Raw genomic sequence first — 15,975 nt, 5'->3', positions numbered from 1 at the left:
ATGTTGCATGACCGATCACGCATTGCTTCTGGTCAATCTGGGTTCACCTGCCTCCACCTCGGTGGCGGATGTACGCAGCTACCTCAATCAATTTCTGATGGACCCGTACGTGATCGACCTGCCCTGGCCGGTGCGGCGTTTGCTGGTATCGCTGATCCTGATCAAGCGTCCGGAACAGTCGGCTCATGCCTACGCCTCGATCTGGTGGGAGGAGGGCTCACCGCTGGTGGTGCTCAGCCGTCGCCTGCAACAGGCCATGACCGCTCAATGGCATCATGGCCCGGTCGAGTTGGCCATGCGCTACGGCGAGCCGTCGATCGAGTCTACGCTGGTGCGCATGGCCGAAGCGGGGCACAAACGAATCACCCTGGCGCCGCTTTATCCACAGTTCGCCGACAGCACCACTACCACTGTGATCGAAGAAGCCAAGCGTGTGCTGCGGGAGAATAAACTCAATGTGCAGCTCTCGGTTCTCCAGCCTTTTTACGATCAGCCGGAGTATCTCGATGCATTGGTGGCGACAGCCAGGCCACATCTGCAGCAGGATTTCGATCACTTGCTGTTGAGCTTTCACGGTTTGCCGGAGCGGCATCTGAAGAAGCTCAATCCAGGACACTGCTTCGAGGGCGGCGGCGACTGCTGCGCCGGTGCGCCAGCGGAAGTGGTCGCCACCTGTTATCGCGGCCAGTGCCTGCGTACTGCGGCAGAGTTTGCCAAGCGCATGGGATTGCCGGACGGCAAGTGGTCGGTGTCGTTCCAGTCGCGGCTGGGGCGGGCGAAATGGATTGAGCCTTATACCGAAGCGCGCCTCGATGAACTGGCCAAAAATGGTGTGAAAAAGTTGTTGGTGATGTGCCCGGCATTCGTCGCCGATTGCATCGAGACGCTGGAAGAGATCGGTGATCGCGGGTTGGAACAATTCCGCGAAGCAGGAGGGGAGGAGTTGGTGCTGGTGCCGTGTCTCAACGATGACCCGCAGTGGGCGCGGGCGTTGAGCACCTTGTGCGAAAGAGCGCCGTTGTCACTGTAGGAACACAAACTGTGGCGAGGGGGCTTGTCGGACCGCCGCACCGCCGCACCGCCCCGTTCGGCTGCGAAGCAGTCGTAAACCCGGCAAACGCATTGTGTCTGGTGCAACGCGTTTGCCGGATTTAGGGCCGCTTCGCGACCCAACGGGGCGGTGCGGCGGTCCGACAAGCCCCCTCGCCACAGGGATCGAGTGAACTATTAGAGCAACGGCTCATCCGCCTTCTTATGCTTCCAGCCGTCATTGCCCGGCAGCAACAGGTTCAAGCCAATCGCCACCACCGCGCACAGCGCAATGCCTTTGAGGCCGAAGTCGTCGGGGCCGGTGCCGGTGCCGATCAGCACGCCGCCAATTCCGAATACCAGGGTCACCGAGACGATCACCAGATTGCGCGCTTCGCCCAGGTCGATCTTGTGACGGATCAGTGTGTTCATCCCTACCGCCGCGATCGAACCGAACAACAGGCAGAGTATCCCGCCCATCACCGGCACCGGGATGCTTTGCAGCAGTGCGCCGAACTTGCCGATGAACGCCAGGCTGATGGCAAAGATCGCCGCCCAGGTCATGATTTTCGGGTTGTAGTTCTTGGTCAGCATCACCGCGCCAGTCACTTCGGCGTACGTGGTGTTGGGTGGGCCGCCAAACAGACCGGCTGCCGTGGTGGCAATGCCGTCGCCGAGCAAGGTGCGGTGCAGGCCGGGCTTCTTCAGGTAATCGCGACCGGTCACGCTACCCACCGCAATCACACCGCCAATGTGTTCAATTGCCGGCGCCAGGGCGACCGGGACGATGAACAGAATTGCCTGCCAGTTGAATTCGGGAGCAGTGAAGGCGGGGATGGCGAACCAGGGGGCGGCAGCAATTTTCGCCGTATCGACCACGCCGAAGTAGAACGCCATGGCAAAACCGACCAATACGCCGGAAATGATCGGCACCAGGCGGAAAATGCCTTTACCGAACACCGCGACGATCAGGGTTGTCAGCAGCGCCGGCATCGAGATCAGCATCGCCGTCTGGTAATGAATCAGTTCGCTGCCATCACCGGCCTTGCCCATCGCCATGTTGGCGGCAATCGGTGCCATGGCCAGGCCAATGGAAATAATCACCGGACCGATGACCACCGGAGGCAGCAAACGGTCGATGAAGCCGGTTCCTTTGATCTTCACGGCAAGGCCGAGGAAGGTATAGACGAAACCTGCCGCCATCACGCCGCCCATGGTCGCGGCCAGGCCGAACTGGCCCTTGGCGAGAATGATCGGGGTAATGAAGGCAAAGCTCGATGCCAGGAACACTGGCACCTGACGCCCGGTGACGATCTGGAACAGGATTGTCCCCAGGCCGGCTGTGAACAGCGCAACGTTCGGGTCAAGGCCGGTAATCAGCGGCATCAATACCAGGGCGCCGAACGCCACGAACAGCATCTGCGCGCCGGACAGCACCGTGCGCCAGAGCGGATCGTTGAACTCTTGCTGCATGGTCAAGCGTCCTTCTGCTTGGTGCCGAAGATCTTGTCACCGGCATCGCCCAGGCCCGGGATGATGTATCCGTGTTCGTTCAGTTTTTGATCAATGGAGGCGGTATAGATGATCACGTCCGGGTGAGCCTTTTCTACTGCGGCGATGCCTTCCGGAGCGGCAACCAGCACCATGGCGCGGATCTCGCGGCAACCGGCCTTCTTCAGCAGGTCGATGGTGGCAACCATGGAGCTGCCGGTGGCGAGCATCGGGTCGATGATCATTGCCAGGCGTTCGTCGATTTCCGGAACCAGTTTTTCCAGGTAAGTGTGCGCCTGCAGGGTTTCTTCGTTGCGGGCCACACCCACGGCGCTGACCTTGGCGCCCGGGATCAGGCTGAGCACGCCTTCGAGCATGCCAATGCCGGCCCGCAGAATCGGTACTACAGTAATCTTCTTGCCGGCGATTTTCTCGACCGACACAGTGCCGCACCAGCCTTCGATATCGTAGGTTTCCAGCGGCAGGTCTTTGGTGGCTTCATAGGTCAGCAGGGCACCGACTTCCTGAGCGAGCTCACGGAAATTCTTCGTGCTGATGTCTGCGCGGCGCATCAGGCCAAGTTTATGACGGATCAGCGGATGGCGGATCTCGAGGATGGGCATGGGAAAGGCTCCGGCGGCGGGCAAAAAAACCGGCCTAGATTAATCTATCCGAGGGTGATGTCCTATAGACATAAAGTACGTTAGTCCATAAACGCTTGATCTGGCCGGGCTTGATGCGTACCTTTGCCCGCTTTTCCTGAACCGTCCCCCCCTTAATCCCCTGGAGAGCCCCATGTCCGCTGATCTCGAGCATATCCGTCAAGTCATGCGAGAGGCTGACTGCCTGTACACCGAGTCTGAAGTCGAAGCGGCCATCGCCCGCGTCGGTGCACAAATCAACGACCAGTTGGCCGACAGCAACCCGGTGGTGTTCTGCGTGATGAACGGCGGGCTGATTTTCTCCGGGAAATTGCTGACCTACCTGCACTTCCCGCTGGAGGCGTCGTACCTGCACGCCACCCGCTATCGCAACGAAACCAGCGGCGGCGACCTGTTCTGGAAAGCCAAGCCGGAAGTTTCGTTCATCGACCGCGACGTGCTGATCATTGACGACATCCTCGACGAAGGTCACACCCTGGGCGCGATCATCGACTTCTGCAAACATGCCGGTGCCCGTGCCGTGCACACCGCGGTGTTGATCGACAAGGACCACGACCGCAAGGCCCGTCCGGACCTGAAAGCCGATTTCGTCGGCCTGCCGTGCATTGACCGTTACATCTTCGGTTACGGCATGGACTACAAAGGCTACTGGCGTAACGCCAACGGGATCTTTGCCGTTAAAGGAATGTAATCGATGGCGACGCCGAGCTTTCTTGATCAAACACTGTTTACGCAGTTGGCCGAAAAAGCTGCGGCTAACCCTCGTGGGCGACAGCACCACAACTTCCATCAGATGGAAGAGGCTTGCCATCGTATGGCGGTGGCGTTGCAGCCATCCACGTACATCCCGCCTCATCGCCATCTGGGAGAGAACAAGGCCGAAACCTTGCTGGTCCTCAAAGGCCGCCTCGGTGTGCTGATTTTCGACGAAACCGGTGCCGTGCTGAGCAAGACAGTTCTGCAGGCCGGTGGCGACTGTGTGGGCGTGGATCTGCCAACCGGCGTATTCCACGGCCTGGTGGTGCTGGAAGCCGATAGCCTGATGTTCGAATGCAAGGCTGGCCCTTACCGTCCTGTTGGCGAGGGCGAGCTGGCTCACTGGGCTCCTCGTGAGGGCGAGCCTGGCGTTGCCGAGTATCACGCCTGGATGCGCGCGCAGTTCGACTGACCCCCCCCTCTTGTAGGAGCGAGCCTGCTCGCGATGGGTTAGAGAACGCCGCGGGGTGTCAGGCTGCCAGCGTTATCGTTGACGACCATCGCGAGCCTGCTCGCTCCTACAGGGGGGCGGTGTTCACAGTTGTTTTTTCCATACCCATGCTAGAGTGCCCGGCCCCGCCCTCCGGAGCCTGCCATGAGTGTTTTGATCCGCTGCTGCGCCGCCCTGTTGTTGACACTCAGTCTGCCTCTGGCCGCCGCCCCGGCGCCGATGCACAGCCAGTTCCTGCCGCCTGACGACCTCACTTTGCGCGCTGCCGAGCCCGAGCAGCAGCAATTGCTGCAGGTCACCGATTATTCAGTGGTGGTCGGCGCTCAGCGCCAATCCAGTCAACAGCCGATTCCGATCACCTCGCCGCTGTTGATTCGCCTCAAGGGCAAGTCCCTGAATAAAGGCGCGACGATCAATCAGGTGCTGGTCAATTTCGATGGCGAGAGCAAGAGCCTGAAAAAGCCGGTCTACGACGAGCAGAGCAAGACCCTGACGCTGTACTACCCGCTGGCTCAGTACCGCGTGGTGATCGATTTGCTGCGCAATGACACGGTGTACTGCCAGTTTCTCAGTTACGCCAACGGCCATGTCTGGGCCGATCTGCACACTGGCAGCATTCGTCCGCGTTGAGCCCCGAGCCTGCACGGGGGTAAACTGCCCGCCCCGTGTAATGTCTGCGAGCTGGAGTCGGCAATGCGTAAAGATAAGAAACAAGTGATTGGTGATGAGATCGGCGATGAGCAGATCAAGTTGTTCCTCGATTTCGAACCGGTCGACGCGACTTCTCCGTCCCTGCACAAGCTGATCAAGGCTTATCGTGGCCTGCGTATCGACGATTTCGAGCGGTTCCTGACGTTCTTCGTCGAGGCCGGTTTTGACGTCAACGGCAAAGACGAGCACGGCAACGACTTCATTGCCCTGATCAAGGATCAGCGCAACGCGCCGGAGTACATCGAGCTGATCGAGAAGGCTCGCGCCTAAAACCTGCTCACAGAGGACCGGCAAAAAAAACGCCCCGATGGGGCGTTTTTTTTATGCGGCCGTATCAAGCGTAGCTTTCGGTCTCGCTGCTGGCTTCAACCAGTTCCAGGGCAACGTTGTTCTGCGCGTTGATCTTGCGATACAGCGCCGCGTCACTTTCCAGAACCTTTTCACGGGCGGGGAAGATTTCCGCCAGTTTGCCAGCCCATTCGCTTTTGGCTTTGTTCGGGAAGCATTTTTCGATCAGCTCGAGCATGATCGAAACCGTCACCGATGCGCCTGGCGAAGCGCCGAGCAGGGCGGCAAGGGAGCCGTCCTTGGCCGCGACCAGTTCGGTACCGAACTGCAGGATGCCGCCTTTCTTCGGGTCTTTCTTGATGATCTGCACCCGTTGGCCGGCCACTTCCAGGCGCCAGTCTTCGGCTTTCGCTTCAGGGTAGAAGCGACGCAGGGATTCCAGGCGCTGCTCCATCGACTGCATCACTTCGCTGACCAGGTACTTGGTCAGGTCCATGTTGTTTTTCGCCACGGCCAGCATCGGGCCGATGTTGCCGGCGCGAACCGACAGCGGCAGGTCCATGAACGAACCGTGCTTGAGGAACTTGGTGGTGAAGCCGGCATAAGGTCCGAACAGCAGGGACGTTTTGCCATCGACCACACGGGTGTCCAGGTGTGGCACGGACATCGGTGGCGAACCCACGGCGGCCTGGCTGTAGACCTTGGCCTGGTGGTGCTTGACCACTTCCGGGTTGTCGCAGCGCAGCCACTGGCCGCTGATCGGGAAGCCGCCGAAGCCTTTGCTTTCTTCGATGCCCGAGGCCTGCAACAGCGGCAATGCCGCGCCGCCAGCGCCGAGGAAGACGAATTTGGCGTCGACTTCACGGGTATTGCCGCTGTTGACGTCCTTGATGCTCACGGTCCAGCCGCCGTTGCTGCGCTTGAGGCTGGTCACGCGCTTGCAGTACTTGACCTGGGCATCGGGTGCACTGGTCAGGTGCTTGAGCAACTGGTTGGTCAGGGCGCCGAAGTTCACGTCGGTACCATTGATCACGCGGGTGGCGGCAAGGGTTTCGCCTGCATTACGCCCCGGCATCATCAGTGGCATCCACTGCGCCATCGTTGCCTTGTCTTCGGTGTATTCCATGTCGGCGAAGGCGTGATGCTTGCTCAGCACCTTGAAGCGTTCCTTGAGGAAGGACACGCCGCTGTCGCCCTGTACGAAACTCAGGTGTGGCACCGGGCTGATGAACGTTTTGCACGAGCCGAACGTGCCTTTTTTGGTCAGGTACGACCAAAACTGCTTCGACACCTCGAACTGGGTGTTGATGTGTACGGCTTTCTTGATGTCGACGGTGCCATCAGCCGCCTGGGGCGTGTAGTTCAGCTCACACAGCCCGGCGTGACCGGTACCGGCGTTGTTCCACGGGTTGGAACTCTCCGCGGCACCGGAATCCATCAGCTCGACAACTTCCAGCTTGATCGCGGGGTCGAGCTCTTTGAGCAGTACTGCAAGGGTGGCACTCATGATGCCGGCCCCAACCAGTACTACGTCGACTGCTTCGTTATGCGCCATTTAACGCGTCTCCAAAATCTGCAGCACCAAATTGACGGCATGGCTGCCAGGCGTTCCGGGGCGAGTCAGTGATGCCCCTCAAACTCATGGCAGGATCGCCATGTCCGAATCTTCGCAATTTTTCGCAACTTCGACGGACGCTACCTGCCGGGCCTATGAGCCATATGAACTCATTTCAGCGCGCGGGAGGCAATTCGACTTATGGTCGATACATCCGTTTGTGCAACCAAAATCCGTAGCGGACAGGCTTCAGGCTCCGGTGTTCGAGGAATACTCGGTCCTGTGTCGTTGGGCTGATGTAGACGCTAATGGTGCATGTTCAGACGCAAAACTATTCATTTGCTCGCCACACTCTTGTGAAGTTGTGAAAACCCGTTTTTTTCACGCTCTTTTGAAGACGTGAACCTCAAAAAAGGGCTGCCCCAGCCTGGCACCGGGCCCGGATGGTTTGCCGCCACGGGATTCATGGCAGGCAAAAACGGGCAAACAGCTCAGTGACCGAGCGTAATGGCAGCTCTGCAGATTCGCGAAAAGAGGAGGTTTTGCTCAGGGAAACAGCAAGCGCACCCGCTTCACTCGATCTGTGTGGGCGGCTCTCTGTGGGCGGTGCGGGGTGTCAATACAAGCGTATTGACGATGCTGCGAGGCCCGATCAGGAGACGTCCTTATAATCGGGGGGAGATTGTATCTAAGAAACGCAGGGAAATGGTCGTGTTTAATGACTTTTATTAGCCGTTTGGTCAGGTGGCCAGCAGTTGCCGGGCACGTAGTCGTGGTTGCTGCTGTTGTTGAGCGACGCGCGCGCTTGCAGGCAGGGGCTGATTCAGCCAGTTCAGGCGCACTTCTTCGATTTCGACCCAGCCATCGCCCATGGGTTGCAGGCTGCACTGTCTGAACGCCTGGCAGTGGCCATTGTGGTCGAGCAGGGCGAAGCAGCGATGCAGCGGGCGTGGCGCGAACAGCGACATCAGATAGCGCATGGGAAAGTACCTTTGGCGATTGTCCAGAAGACTGCCTTCTAGCCGTTACGTGCAAGTGTATGGACAGTGACAACTGTGTGACAGGAACCGCTGCCCGAAAGGTCTGTCAGAAATTTCAGTAATCACTGTGCGGCGCTGGTTCCCCGCAGTGGCGCACCGCTATACTGCCGGCCTGTTTTATGCCTGATTCTGGAGAGAAGAGCATGTTGCAACGCCTGTTGTTCGGTTTGATCACTGTGACCAGTTTGACCCTGGTCGGCTGCGCCCACAGCCCGCAACAACTGAACCCGGAACCAAAACTGACCACTCAGCTGGCGCCGGTCGGTCATGGCCAGCCTGTCGTGGTGCGTGTGGTCGACGGGCGTCCGTCGGCAACCCTGGGCACCCGTGGCGGCCTCTATCCGGAAACCAGCGCGATCACCGTGCAGGGCGCGCAGATCCTGCCGAAACTGCAGGCTCAGGCCGAAGCTGCCGTGCGTCTGCTGGGTTTCACCCCGACGACCAACGCCATGAACGCACCGCAGCTGACCGTGACCCTGGCAGAACTCAAATATCAGTCGCCCAAAGAAGGCATGTATGTGACCGAAGCGACCATCGGCGCCACCTTCCGCTCTGATGTGCAGAACGCCAATCGCCGTTACAGCGGTCGCTACGGCGCTTCCCTGGACCAGCGCTTCGGTATGGCGCCCAATCAGGAAACCAATACCAAGCTGGTCAGCGATGTGTTGAGCGATGCATTGACCCGTCTGTTCAAGGACCCGACCGTGGGTCAGGTTCTCGGCGAATAACGGTTCGCTGGATGTAAAAAAGCCCGGTGCCAGTGATGGCCCCGGGCTTTTTCATGCCTGTTGGTATTGCGGGTGCCAGCTACAGGGAGCAATCAGGCGGCTTCGGAATAAAAATCCAGCACGCTCACGCCCGTCAGCAAATCCGCTTCCGGCAAGTCCGCATGCTGATGCCCACCCAGGGCGCAGTACACCAGCCAATGGCGATCCTGCACGTTGAAGGCGAGGCTGCCAACAAGGGTTTGTTGCTCGTCGTTGTGAGCGATGAGGTAAAGGCGGTCCTGATTCTCGGCGTGCAGCATGTCGCATTCCATGTCGATTTAGAGGCGTGCATGGTGGTTGATGCAGATGACAGCGTCGTGACTCAGGACAGCAAAAGCTCAATTGTTTCGTTTTTTGTCGGAAAGCCAGGGCATGGTCGAAAGCTTTCGGTAGAATCCGCGCCGCAGTCGCAGCTCCGCGTCTGCCACACCGGTTTTGCTTGAGGTTTGTGATGTCGCTGCATTTGATGACGCTGTTAACTGCCCATCCCGCCAAATTGATCAATCTGCTGGCCTTGCTCTTCGCCTTCCCGGGCGGCTGGTTGCTGCACGCCACCCGTCGTCGCGAACTGCGCGCGATGGCCAGTCTGCAGACGCAGCGCCAGAGTCGCGCCAGTGAAGAGCCGAAACTGGATTGGGCGACCTTGCGCATGAACCGGTTTTTCTACTGCTTCGGGTTTGCCTGCATGGGGCTGGCGTTGCTGGTGTCGTGGATCAGCACGCAGGTCTGACTTGTGATCTTGTATTGAAAAAAAACGGCGCCATCAGGCGCCGTTGTCGTATCCGCGATTACAGCGGCAATCGCGCCTTCACCCGATACTGATTGCGCACCGGCGTCGCATATTGCAGCACCAGGAATGGCCGATGCTCGGCGGGGCAGGCATCCAGGCGTTGCTGCCATTCTTCCTGGGCCTTGGCCAGTTCATCGGCGCCGAACACTTCGGCGGCTTTGGGCACCTGCAGTTGCGGATCCGCGTCTTGCCATTGTGCATACGCCAGGTAGTGCACCGGGAACAGGCGATAGCCCCCCAGAATCTGCTTGTCCATCTCGACCGCAAGTTGCTTGGTGTCTTCGAACAGCTCGGTGATTGGCGCTGCGAAGTTCACATGCACCCGGCCCTTGTAGCCGGTGATGCCCTTGGCGATGCTCACGTCGTCCTCGCCCGGCACTTTTGTGTAGCTGCCGGTGGTGGCGCGGATGTACAGCTCGCGGGCCTTGGCCTGGTCGCACGGGTCGTATTCGTAGCTGATCGATACAGGCGTGAGGTTCAGCGAACGGATGACCTCACCGAACGGCTCATCCTTGCGGCTCATGTGGAACATCTTGAGGATCGCCGACTCGGTACGGTCGTCGCCGTCCTTGGCACGGCCTTCGGCCTGGGCGATCCAGATCGAGGCGCAGTCGTTGCGGATCGAATGGTTGATGTACGCCGACAACAGTTGATAGGCGGCCATCTTCTCGCGACGTCCGGTAATCGAACGGTGCACGATGAAACTCTTGTTCAGGCGCATCAGGTCGCTGACGAAGGGCTTTTGCAGCAGGTTGTCGCCAATCGCGATGCGCGGCGTCGGCAGGCCGGCGTGGTACACGGCATAGTTGACGAAGGCCGGGTCCATCACGATGTCGCGGTGGTTGGCGATGAACAGGTACGCGCTGCCGGACTTGAACTGCTCCACGCCGGTATAAGTGACGCCGTCGGTGGCCCGCTCGATGGTGTGGTCGACGTAAACCTCGACTTTGTCCTGCAGCGTGGCGACCGAATGCACACCGGCGAACTCACGGCGCAACCGATGAGCTATAAGAGGTTTGAGCGCCCAGCCTAAAGCGCCAGCGAAACGCGGGAAGCGGAAGTGGGTGAGGATATCTAGAAACGCCTTGTCGCCGAGCAGCCGGTCCAGCACCGCTGGGACTTCGCTGTCGTCGTAAGGTCGGATGGCATCGAATTCGCCCATCATGCTCTCTTGTTAGAAACGGCTAGGGTAAGTAAAGGTTTTGATCGAAAACCGGCAGGGTACGGTCTGAAAAAGTAGCCAGACAAAAATAGCCCTGCAAATAGACCGGCGATTATACGCACAAGTCACCTGGGAGACCGCGATGCTGGAAACCGAGCGCTATGAATGTCCGTATTGTGGTGAGCCCGCTGAGGCCGTCCTGGATTTGTCCGGGGGCGATCAGAACTACATTGAAGACTGCCCGGTCTGTTGTCGGCCGATCCGGTTCACGCTGCAAACCGATGGTCAGGAATGGATGCTCGAAGTTCACAGTGAAAATGAGTGAGACTCCTTTATGCAGCGAATCTACGAACCGGAAAACCTGATGGAAGGCGAGTTGCTGCAAGGCATGCTCGCCAGCGAAGGTATCGAGGCGCATCTGGTGGGCCGCGATCTGGTGGGGGGCAGTGGTGAGTTACCGATCTTCGGCCTGCTGGGACTGGCGGTCGATAACGACCAGGCGCAATACGCCCGCGAGCTGATCACCGCGTACAATGCCGCGCTGCCGCTGTCCGGGGATGAACCGGAGAGCTTTCTCGGCACGCTGGTCTGTTAGGCTGGCGTTCGTTTGATCAAGAGTCGTGCTGCCCCATGTGTGGACGTTATGCCCTGTTTCGCTGGACCCCCGCCTTCGCGGCCCTGCCAGGCTTTCCCGCCGACCAGAAGGCGCAGTGGAACATTTCCCCCAATGATTCTGTATTGATGCTGCGTGCCGGTCTCGACGGTCAGCGTGAGTTGGCGCGCGCGCGTTGGGGGCTGACACCGCCCTGGCTGACCGACCTGTCCCGCACGCCGGCCCATGCTCGCGCGGAAACCGTGGCCGAGCAGCCGATGTTTCGCCAGGCGTTGCGCGAGCGCCGCTGCCTGCTGCCGGCCAACGGTTTCTACGAATGGCGCGGCACCACGCGCAAGCGTCCGTACTGGCTGACACCGGGGGAGGGTTCGTCGTTGTTCTTTGCGGCGATCTGGGAAGCGTATCCGGTACAGGAACAAGTCTGGCTGAGCACGGCGGTGATTACCCAGCCGGCAGCAAGCCAGCGGCGGCCGTTGATTCTCGATGAGGCAGGGCAGGCTGCGTGGCTTGACCCCGAGACACCGCTGCATGCCTTGCAGGCATTGCTCGCCAGTGAACCTGCGGCATTGCGCGAGCGGGTGCTGGCAAACATGGTGAATGATCCCAAGCTCAATGGGCCGGAGTGTCTGACTCCGGGCTAGGTGGGGCCGCCGAAAAGATCGCAGCATGAGGCAATTCCTTCAGGGTGTTCCCACGCTCAACTCAACAAATGTGAATTTTTTCTCCGGGCAATGAGAGCTTTAGCCCAATTGCGCGTCTTAATTCTATTGTATCTGGCGTCAATACATCTCCACGCCTAGGATACGCGGCATGTTTTCAGGGAGTTTTTTGATGAACAAGACATTGGCTTTGTGTGCGCTGAGCACAACTCTGCTGCTCGCTGGATGCCAGTCGGTCAATACCACCAGCGGTGGTGCGGTGGGCGTCGAGCGCAAGCAGTACATGTTCAGCATGTTGTCCTCGCAAGAGGTCGACCAGATGTACGCCCAGTCCTATCAGAAGAGCGTCGGCGAAGCGTCCAGCAAAGGCGTGCTCGACAAGACCAGCAACGATGCCCGGCGCGTTCAGGCGATTGCCGACCGGCTGATTGCCCAGGCGCCGAACTTCCGTCCGGATGCAGCCCAGTGGAAATGGGAAGTCAACTTGATCAAGAGTGACCAACTCAACGCCAGCTGCGGGCCTGGCGGCAAGATCTTCTTTTACAGCGGACTGATCGACAGCCTGAAGCTGACCGACGATGAAATCGCCGCGATCATAGGTCATGAGATCGCCCACGCGCTGCGTGAGCATGGCCGTGAAGCCATGTCCAAGGCTTACGGCATCGAAATGGCCAAGCAGGGCGCCGGTGCCTTGCTCGGCTTGGGTCAGGATACCCTGGCGCTTGCTGATACCGTGGCCAACTACGGCATGACCCTGCCCAACAGCCGCGCCAATGAAAACGAGGCGGACCTGATCGGCCTCGAACTGGCCGCCCGTGCCGGGTACAACCCGAATGCCGCGATCACCCTGTGGAACAAGATGAGCAAGGCCTCCGAAGGTTCGCCACCAGAGTTCATGAGCACTCACCCGGCTTCTGCGAGCCGTATTGCTTCGTTGCAGGCGGCGATTCCGAAGGTTATGCCGCTGTATGAGCAGTCCAGGAAATCCTGATACTTATTTGTCATCAGTAACGCCTCATCGCTAGCCGGCTAGCTCCCAAAAACAGGTGCGCGATGCCAATCCATTGTGGCAGCCAGCCTGCTGGCGATGAACGATAACTCGGTGTTACTGACTCACAGCATCAAACCCAGCCGCTACTCTGCATCGCTTTGTACACCGCAACGATCGCCAGGATGAAGAACGCCGAAGCCGCCAGGCGACGGATCAGCGTCAGCGGCAATTTATCCGCGGCAAAGTTACCCGCCAGAACCACCGGTACGTTGGCGATCAGCATGCCCAGCGTGGTGCCGATGATCACCAGCCACAGTTCCGGGTATTGCGCGGCGAGCATCACGGTCGCGATCTGGGTCTTGTCGCCGATCTCGGCGAGGAAGAATGCGATCAGGGTGGTCAGGAAGGGGCCGAACTTGCGAGCGGTACTGGCTTCGTCGTCATCCATCTTGTCCGGCACCAGGGTCCACAGTGCGGTTGCGGCAAAGCTGATTGCGAGAATCCAGTGCAGCCAGGTATCCGAGAAGAAGCCGCCGACCCAGGCACCTACCGCACCGGCAGCCGCATGGTTGGCAAGGGTGGCGGCGACGATGCCGGCGATGATCGGCCAGGGCTTGCGGAAACGTGCTGCGAGGATGAGCGCGAGCAGTTGCGTCTTGTCGCCGATTTCGGCCAAGGCAACGACAGCAGTAGGTACGAGTAGTGAATCCAGCATCAGGGGTTTTCCTAAGGGGCGGGTCGACACGGCTATGACACGTACAGCCTTCCCGCCCCGGGTAAGGTGTTCGTGTCATAGGTCTTGTCAAACCCTGCGATCCGTCTGATGCGGACGCTGGGGTCGCATACGCCATGGTCTGAGGACCAAGTATGTTGACGTATGCCGGACGAGCATGGCGCTCGTGGGAGACTACTCCCCTAGGACGGAGCGGATTCTGCCTATGCAAAATCCATTCGGCAAGCCTTCTTTTTCGAGGAAGTATTAACCGCGTTTGGCCCGGTAGATTCGAAAACCCTGTCCCTCGGCCTTGATCGCGCAGACGCCGAGATGCTCCTCGATCAGTGGCTGATACTTCAGGAAGCTATTCGCCACCAGTCGTAGTTCGCCACCGTTTTTCAGATGTTTAGCCGCTTTTCGCAGCAAGTTCTCTGTGGCGAAATAATCGGTATGGACCCCGACATGGAACGGCGGGTTACTCAGAATCGCGCTCAGACCCATGGGTGCGGCATCGATGCCGTCACCGGTAATGACCTCGGCTTCCAGACCGTTGGCAGCCAGGGTCAAGCGGCTGCTGGCGGCGGCAAAGGCATCAACGTCCAGCAACGTCACCTGATTGTGCGGGTAACGGCGTTTCACCGCCGCACCCAGAACCCCTGCACCGCAACCGAAGTCCAGCAAGTGGCCGCTTGGCAGTTTGTCCAGGTGTTCGAGCAACAGCGCGCTGCCGCGATCCAGGCGGCCGTGGCTGAATACGCCGGGCAAGCTGATGACTTTCAGCGGGCCTTCGGCCAGCGGCAACTCATAGGTTTGCGCCAGGCTTTCCAGCGGTTTGGCTTGTGGCGCATTGGCTACGGTGACCAGCCAGAGCTGGCAGTGCCGCGCGCTGTCGAGCTTGCGTGGCTTGCCGAACGGGTTGAGCTGTTTGGCTGCGCCTTCGATGCCGCTTTTTTTCTCGCCGACCAGGTACAGCTCGCGACCGGCCAGCCGCGACGCGAGTGCGTTGAGGATGTAGTCGGTCAGGTCCTTGGACTTGGGCAGAAACACCACGGCACTCTCGAATACACGCTCAGGCGCGTTCACGCCAAAATGGCTGCGCTCGGCAAAGCGTGCATCCAGCGCGGCCTGATCGCCGGCATGCCAGCACCAGCCATGGGCGTCGGGCAAGCGGCCCAGCAAATCATCGGCGGGCAAACCGGCCAAAAGCACCGAGCCCTGGAATAATTCGGCCTGACGAAGCAGTACTTCACTGCGCGGATCCATAACTGCTCCTGTGAAAAAAAGTGCCGCAGTTTATCAACTGACGACCCGCAGCGCCTTACCGCTGAAGTATCCCAAGGCGTTTTCGGTCAATTGGCCAACGATTCTTTGCCGTGCTTCACGGCTTCCCCAGGCGTTGTGCGGGGTGACGATCAGGCGCGGGATGTCATGGGCCAGCAACGGATTGCCGTTGCTCGGCGGCTCCACGCTCAAGACGTCAGTGGCAGCGCCACCCAGGTGGCCACTGCGCAAGGCGTCGGCCAGTGCCTGCTCGTCGATCAGGCCACCGCGGGCCGTGTTGACCACGAATGCGCCGGGCTTCATTGCGGCCAGTTCGCCGGCCCCAATGAAGTGACGGGTGTGTTCGTTGAGCGGGCAGTGCAGGGTCAGGGCGTCGATCTGTGGCAGCAGTTCGTCCAGCGGCAAGCGATCCGGCCGGGCAGGGCGCCCGGGAATCTGCCCGAGCAACACGCGCATGCCGAAGGCTTCGGCCAGCCGTGCGACGGCGCCGCCCAATTCGCCATGGCCAAGCAAACCCAGGGTTTTACCTTCCAGCTCGACGATCGGATAGTCCAGCAGGCAGAACTGTTTGGCCTGCTGCCAGCGACCTGCGCCGACGGCTTTCTGGTAGTCGGCCAGGCGCGTGGCCAGGTTGAGCAGTAGCATGATCGTGTGCTGGGCCACCGATGGCGTGCCATACCCCTGGCAATTGCACACGGTAATACCATGGGCGCGGGCGGCCGCGAGGTCGACGTTGTTGGTGCCGGTGGCAGTAATGAGAATCAACTCAAGCTCGGGGCTGGCCGCCATGGCCGCCGCATCGATGAGGATTTTATTGCTGATGGCCACCGTAGCGCCCTTGAGGCGATCGATCACTTGCTCCGGTGACGTCTGAGCGAACAACTGCAACTCACTGAAACAAGCGCGTAGGGGGTTCAGATCGAGGTCGCAGAGGTCCAGGGAAGGATGGTCAAGGAAAACGGCGCGGTGAGTGTTCGTCATCAACTGTACCTTTTGTGCAATGAACTGAAGGCG

The 15,975-nt window shown here is 59.7% G+C and carries 20 protein-coding genes and 1 riboswitch; of the genes, 11 read left to right on the top strand and 9 right to left on the bottom strand.

Annotated elements, in window-relative coordinates:
- The first annotated feature begins 7 nt into the window (after window positions 1-7).
- A complete protein-coding gene (hemH, locus tag KW839_RS14710; RefSeq protein WP_218424714.1) occupies window positions 8-1,030 on the top strand; it encodes a ferrochelatase in 1,023 nt (340 codons plus the stop codon).
- A gap of 197 nt (window positions 1,031-1,227) precedes the next feature.
- Here hemH and KW839_RS14705 read toward each other — a convergent pair whose 3' ends face one another.
- Both KW839_RS14705 and upp read right to left on the bottom strand, forming a co-directional pair.
- Complete coding sequence (locus KW839_RS14705) at window positions 1,228-2,502, bottom strand: uracil-xanthine permease family protein (RefSeq protein WP_060539434.1); 1,275 nt, start codon at window positions 2,500-2,502, stop codon at window positions 1,228-1,230.
- A 2-nt stretch (window positions 2,503-2,504) separates the two neighbouring features.
- Window positions 2,505-3,143 (bottom strand): uracil phosphoribosyltransferase, encoded by a 639-nt coding sequence (gene upp, locus KW839_RS14700; protein ID WP_060539435.1) that lies wholly within the window; start codon window positions 3,141-3,143, stop codon window positions 2,505-2,507.
- Between the two features lie 172 nt (window positions 3,144-3,315).
- Here upp and KW839_RS14695 point away from each other — a divergent pair, with 172 nt between their 5' ends.
- From KW839_RS14695 to KW839_RS14680, 4 genes are all read left to right on the top strand, one after another.
- Window positions 3,316-3,873, top strand: coding sequence for a hypoxanthine-guanine phosphoribosyltransferase (locus KW839_RS14695; RefSeq protein ID WP_060539436.1), 558 nt, complete (start codon window positions 3,316-3,318; stop codon window positions 3,871-3,873).
- Window positions 3,874-3,876: 3 nt separating this feature from the next.
- Window positions 3,877-4,350, top strand: a complete 474-nt coding sequence (locus KW839_RS14690; RefSeq protein WP_060539437.1) for a WbuC family cupin fold metalloprotein — start codon at window positions 3,877-3,879, stop codon at window positions 4,348-4,350.
- A 183-nt stretch (window positions 4,351-4,533) separates the two neighbouring features.
- Complete coding sequence (locus KW839_RS14685; RefSeq protein WP_060539438.1) at window positions 4,534-5,019, top strand: hypothetical protein; 486 nt, start codon at window positions 4,534-4,536, stop codon at window positions 5,017-5,019.
- A gap of 63 nt (window positions 5,020-5,082) precedes the next feature.
- Complete coding sequence (locus KW839_RS14680; protein WP_060539439.1) at window positions 5,083-5,370, top strand: PA4642 family protein; 288 nt, start codon at window positions 5,083-5,085, stop codon at window positions 5,368-5,370.
- A gap of 64 nt (window positions 5,371-5,434) precedes the next feature.
- Here the strand turns inward: KW839_RS14680 and mqo are convergent, their stop codons facing one another.
- On the bottom strand, window positions 5,435-6,943 hold the full coding sequence (gene mqo / locus KW839_RS14675; protein WP_060539440.1) for a malate dehydrogenase (quinone): 1,509 nt from the start codon (window positions 6,941-6,943) through the stop codon (window positions 5,435-5,437).
- A gap of 740 nt (window positions 6,944-7,683) precedes the next feature.
- Window positions 7,684-7,923: a hypothetical protein gene (locus KW839_RS14670; RefSeq protein ID WP_060539441.1), complete on the bottom strand. Its 240-nt coding sequence runs from the start codon at window positions 7,921-7,923 to the stop codon at window positions 7,684-7,686.
- Window positions 7,924-8,126: 203 nt separating this feature from the next.
- On the opposite strand from KW839_RS14670, the gene KW839_RS14665 reads away from it, so the two are divergent.
- On the top strand, window positions 8,127-8,711 hold the full coding sequence (locus KW839_RS14665; protein WP_060539442.1) for a YajG family lipoprotein: 585 nt from the start codon (window positions 8,127-8,129) through the stop codon (window positions 8,709-8,711).
- Between the two features lie 92 nt (window positions 8,712-8,803).
- Here KW839_RS14665 and KW839_RS14660 read toward each other — a convergent pair whose 3' ends face one another.
- Complete coding sequence (locus tag KW839_RS14660) at window positions 8,804-9,010, bottom strand: hypothetical protein (RefSeq protein ID WP_060539443.1); 207 nt, start codon at window positions 9,008-9,010, stop codon at window positions 8,804-8,806.
- 191 nt (window positions 9,011-9,201) lie between these two features.
- On the opposite strand from KW839_RS14660, the gene KW839_RS14655 reads away from it, so the two are divergent.
- On the top strand, window positions 9,202-9,480 hold the full coding sequence (locus KW839_RS14655) for a hypothetical protein (protein WP_218424713.1): 279 nt from the start codon (window positions 9,202-9,204) through the stop codon (window positions 9,478-9,480).
- Between the two features lie 58 nt (window positions 9,481-9,538).
- Here KW839_RS14655 and KW839_RS14650 read toward each other — a convergent pair whose 3' ends face one another.
- Window positions 9,539-10,705, bottom strand: coding sequence for a 1-acyl-sn-glycerol-3-phosphate acyltransferase (locus KW839_RS14650; protein ID WP_060539445.1), 1,167 nt, complete (start codon window positions 10,703-10,705; stop codon window positions 9,539-9,541).
- Between the two features lie 139 nt (window positions 10,706-10,844).
- Between KW839_RS14650 and KW839_RS14645 the strand changes: the two genes are divergently transcribed.
- The 4 genes from KW839_RS14645 to KW839_RS14630 all read left to right on the top strand — a co-directional run bounded on the left by KW839_RS14645 (window position 10,845) and on the right by KW839_RS14630 (window position 12,965).
- Window positions 10,845-11,027 (top strand): CPXCG motif-containing cysteine-rich protein, encoded by a 183-nt coding sequence (locus tag KW839_RS14645; RefSeq protein WP_060539446.1) that lies wholly within the window; start codon window positions 10,845-10,847, stop codon window positions 11,025-11,027.
- Between the two features lie 9 nt (window positions 11,028-11,036).
- The gene (locus KW839_RS14640) at window positions 11,037-11,297 is read left to right on the top strand and encodes a putative signal transducing protein (protein ID WP_060539447.1); all 261 of its coding nucleotides are present in this window, start codon (window positions 11,037-11,039) and stop codon (window positions 11,295-11,297) included.
- 35 nt (window positions 11,298-11,332) lie between these two features.
- Window positions 11,333-11,956 carry an SOS response-associated peptidase gene (locus KW839_RS14635; RefSeq protein ID WP_218424712.1) on the top strand — a complete coding sequence of 208 codons (624 nt, stop codon included), beginning with the start codon at window positions 11,333-11,335 and terminating at the stop codon, window positions 11,954-11,956.
- A gap of 190 nt (window positions 11,957-12,146) precedes the next feature.
- The gene (locus KW839_RS14630) at window positions 12,147-12,965 is read left to right on the top strand and encodes a M48 family metallopeptidase (RefSeq protein WP_218424711.1); all 819 of its coding nucleotides are present in this window, start codon (window positions 12,147-12,149) and stop codon (window positions 12,963-12,965) included.
- Between the two features lie 130 nt (window positions 12,966-13,095).
- Here the strand turns inward: KW839_RS14630 and KW839_RS14625 are convergent, their stop codons facing one another.
- The 3 genes from KW839_RS14625 to KW839_RS14615 form a co-directional block, all read right to left on the bottom strand.
- Window positions 13,096-13,680: a TMEM165/GDT1 family protein gene (locus KW839_RS14625; protein ID WP_060539450.1), complete on the bottom strand. Its 585-nt coding sequence runs from the start codon at window positions 13,678-13,680 to the stop codon at window positions 13,096-13,098.
- 76 nt (window positions 13,681-13,756) lie between these two features.
- Window positions 13,757-13,893, bottom strand: a riboswitch (yybP-ykoY riboswitch).
- Window positions 13,894-13,944: 51 nt separating this feature from the next.
- Window positions 13,945-14,943, bottom strand: a complete 999-nt coding sequence (locus KW839_RS14620; protein WP_060539451.1) for a class I SAM-dependent methyltransferase — start codon at window positions 14,941-14,943, stop codon at window positions 13,945-13,947.
- 33 nt (window positions 14,944-14,976) lie between these two features.
- Complete coding sequence (locus KW839_RS14615; protein ID WP_218424710.1) at window positions 14,977-15,942, bottom strand: 2-hydroxyacid dehydrogenase; 966 nt, start codon at window positions 15,940-15,942, stop codon at window positions 14,977-14,979.
- Window positions 15,943-15,975: the final 33 nt, after the last annotated feature.

The sequence above is a fragment of the Pseudomonas sp. PDM31 genome (assembly GCF_019218965.1).
Lineage (GTDB): Bacteria > Pseudomonadota > Gammaproteobacteria > Pseudomonadales > Pseudomonadaceae > Aquipseudomonas.
This window is presented reverse-complemented; position numbering and strand designations above follow the sequence as displayed.